The sequence below is a fragment of the Ruegeria sp. BHSB056 genome (genome assembly GCF_059613305.1).
Map to the genome: position 1 here is coordinate 1 of NZ_JBXWSG010000153.1, position 3,770 is coordinate 3,770.

The window sequence follows — 3,770 nt, forward strand, 5'->3', positions numbered from 1 at the left end:
GCTGGCTTCTGCCATTGCACTCAACGAGCGATTTCCGACCGCTCTGAGCCAACCTTCGCGCGCCTCCGTTACGCTTTAGGAGGCGACCGCCCCAGTCAAACTACCCGCCACGCAGGGTCCCGGATCCGGATAACGGACCGCGGTTAGACATCAAGAGTGCGAAGGGTGGTATCTCAAGGGAGGCTCCACAGGTACTTGCGTTCCTGCTTCAAAGCCTACCACCTATCCTGCACATCACAATCCTGATGCCAGTGCGAAGCTGTAGTAAAGGTGCACGGGGTCTTTCCGTCTAACCGCGGGAAGCCTGCATCTTGACAGGCAATTCAATTTCGCTGAGTCGATGTTGGAGACAGCGGGGAAGTCGTTACGCCATTCGTGCAGGTCGGAACTTACCCGACAAGGAATTTCGCTACCTTAGGACCGTTATAGTTACGGCCGCCGTTTACCTGGGCTTCAATTCAAGGCTCTCACCTCTCCTTTTAACCTTCAGGCACCGGGCAGGCGTCAGACCCTATACGTCGTCTTGCGACTTCGCAGAGCCCTGTGTTTTTAATAAACAGTCGCCACCCCCTGGTTTGTGCCCCCAGCCCCTAGTTGCCTAGGAACCGGGCCTCCTTCTCGCGAACTTACGGAGGTATTTTGCCGAGTTCCTTCAACATCGTTCTCTCAAGCGCCTTGGTATGCTCTACCAGTCCACCTGTGTCGGTTTAGGGTACGGTCTGATGGAGGGCTATTTCCAGGAACCACTCAGCAGCCCAATCAATCCGATAAGATTGAACTACACCTGTGATCCGTCACATCCTCCTGGCCTAGGAATATTAACCTAGTTCCCATCGCCTACGCCTTTCGGCCTCGGCTTAGGGGCCGGCTTACCCTGCTCAGATTAGCTTTAAGCAGGAACCCTTGGACTTTCGGCGAGAGTGTCTCTCACACTCTTTGTCGCTACTCATGTCATCATTCTCACTAGTGATCTCTCCACCGGATCCCTCACAGGCCGGCTTCATCGAAAGAACTCGATCCGTCATTACATCCCGCTGCTGTTACACAACACAGATGCAAATACGGATGAGTTCTATGTCACACTACGCTCTGCTACCATGCCTTACGGCATCCTAAGCTTCGGCTCATGGCTTGAGCCCCGTTACATCTTCGCCGCAGGACAACTTGTTTAGACCAGTGAGCTGTTACGCTATCTTTAAAGGATGGCTGCTTCTAAGCCAACCTCCTGGTTGTTTTGGTCGTCCCACCTGCTTTCCCACTTAGCCATGAATTGGGGGCCTTAGCTGTAGGTCAGGGTTGTTTCCCTCTCCACTACGGACGTTAGCATCCGCAGTGTGTCTGCCATCTAGTACTCCCGGGTATTCGGAGTTTGGTTAGGATCAGTAAGCCTGTGGGGCCCCATTACCCATCCAGTGCTCTACCCCCCGGGGTATTCGGATGACGCTCTACCTAAATAGATTTCGCAGAGAACCAGCTATCTCCGAGTTTGATTGGCCTTTCACCCCTAGGCACAGCTCATCCCGATCCTTTTCAACGGATGTGGGTTCGGTCCTCCAGTAAGTGTTACCTTACCTTCAACCTGGCCATGCCTAGATCACTCGGTTTCGGGTCTGATCCCACGAACTCATACGCCCTATTAAGACTCGCTTTCGCTACGCCTACACCTAACGGCTTAAGCTTGCTCGTGAGACCAAGTCGATGACCCATTATACAAAAGGTACGCCGTCAGCTCGCAAGGAGCCTCCGACTGATTGTAGGCGTTCGGTTTCAGGTACTGTTTCACTCCCCTCGTCGGGGTGCTTTTCACCTTTCCCTCACGGTACTGGTTCGCTATCGGTCAGCAAGGAGTACTTAGCCTTCGAAGGTGGTCCTCCGATCTTCAGACAGAATTTCACGTGTTCCGCCCTACTTAATACGTCCGATCATGCTTCATATACGGGACTGTCACCCTCTATGGTCCTGCTTCCCAACAGGTTCTATTCACACTCACGGCTCGGCTGGTCCCCGTTCGCTCGCCACTACTAGGGGAGTATCAATTGATTTCCTTTCCTCCGGGTACTTAGATGTTTCAGTTCCCCGGGTTTGCTCTTAAAACCCTATGTATTCAGGTCTTAAGTACCTGTTTAAGCGACATATTGATTATCAAGGATAACAATATGAAGCTTTCAGGTGGGTTGCCCCATTCAGAAATCCATGGATCAAAGCTTATTCTCAGCTCCCCATGGCTTATCGCAGAGTATCACGTCTTTCATCGCCTCTTGCTGCCAAGGCATTCACCAAACGCCCTTCTCGCGCTTGATTTGATCCAGAAAAAGAAAGACACACGATAGTTGTGCTACCGCCTATTCGGCTACTTGAGCACGGTGTCTGCTGCGAACTTCGTTCTTCGCAGACGGCGTATCAATCAAGACCACCCAGCTGGTAACTAAAGGCGATCGTTCTTCTGAACCAAAAACATACATTTCCCGCCCCCGCCACTTGGACGAGGACAATTGAGCAACCCCATATGGTCTCCCAGCCGTGCAGCTGATCAACGCAGGTCGCTCGGGTTAGTATATTTGACTTGGACAACTCTGTTCGTTTCGATCGCGATACGCATCCCGGGCCGGCTAGACCCAAACTGCGCCGCTTATCCCCATGTGTCCTACCGCCTATTCGGCGACTTGAGGACGAAGACAAGAACGACCGAGATCAGCGCCACACTCGGCGCGATCAAACAGTGTTGATTGATTTCTCTCTATACGATGTCAAATGATCTCCGGAGGAGATCGTTTGGGTGCGAGGCAGCGTATTCTCGAAGAGAATGCGCGGTCGCACACCATAGTCTGTTAAGAACAGACATCTCAGCATTCCGCAAAATGCTCAAAAACCTGTTCTCTCTGGATAAAGTGGTGGGTCGAGGAGGACTTGAACCTCCGACCTCACGCTTATCAGGCGTGCGCTCTAACCACCTGAGCTACCGACCCACAATTTTGCCCGCAAAATTGTGGGAGTGCGCGGCAGGCTCTTTCCAAAGGAAAGATGCCGGGAGCGTCACCCGGTGCAATTCTGGGCGGAACACCACAATCTGCAAAAACCTCATCCGAGTGCCTCTCGTGACATTCGGCTTGGCCGAATGCACTGTCGCACTCGTTTCTTGCTTCGCAAAAAACGTGGTGGAGCCTAGGAGGATCGAACTCCTGACCTCCTGAATGCAAATCAGGCGCTCTCCCAGCTGAGCTAAGGCCCCTTGCCGGACCTCACGCCTATCCGCAAGATCCTGATTTTCTGAAGAGATATGAGGACGGCTCGGTCCATTACAGTGCGCTACCGCCTTGCGGCTACTTGAGCGCCTGCTGAGTTTGACCAACTTTGTTTGTTGATCTTCTGCTAAGTGTATCACGAGATTTGAGATCAATTAAGATCAGGCAAATCTAACCAGATACATCCTTAGAAAGGAGGTGATCCAGCCGCAGGTTCCCCTACGGCTACCTTGTTACGACTTCACCCCAGTCGCTGATCCTACCGTGGTCCGCTGCCTCCAAAAGGTTAGCGCACGGCCGTCGGGTAGAACCAACTCCCATGGTGTGACGGGCGGTGTGTACAAGGCCCGGGAACGTATTCACCGCGTCATGCTGTTACGCGATTACTAGCGATTCCGACTTCATGGGGTCGAGTTGCAGACCCCAATCCGAACTGAGATAGCTTTTTGGGATTAACCCATTGTCACTACCATTGTAGCACGTGTGTAGCCCAACCCGTAAGGGCCATGAGGACTTGACGTCATCCAC

Annotated in this window: 2 tRNA genes and 2 rRNA genes; all 4 read right to left on the reverse strand. The window is 52.7% G+C overall.

The window, feature by feature from the left end:
* Positions 1–2,301 (reverse strand): 23S ribosomal RNA (locus AC2FND_RS19730); the annotation flags it as partial.
* 588 nt (positions 2,302–2,889) lie between these two features.
* Positions 2,890–2,966 (reverse strand) — tRNA-Ile (locus AC2FND_RS19735).
* 187 nt (positions 2,967–3,153) lie between these two features.
* Positions 3,154–3,229 (reverse strand) — tRNA-Ala (locus AC2FND_RS19740).
* Between the two features lie 204 nt (positions 3,230–3,433).
* Positions 3,434–3,770, reverse strand: a 16S ribosomal RNA gene (locus AC2FND_RS19745); the annotation flags it as partial.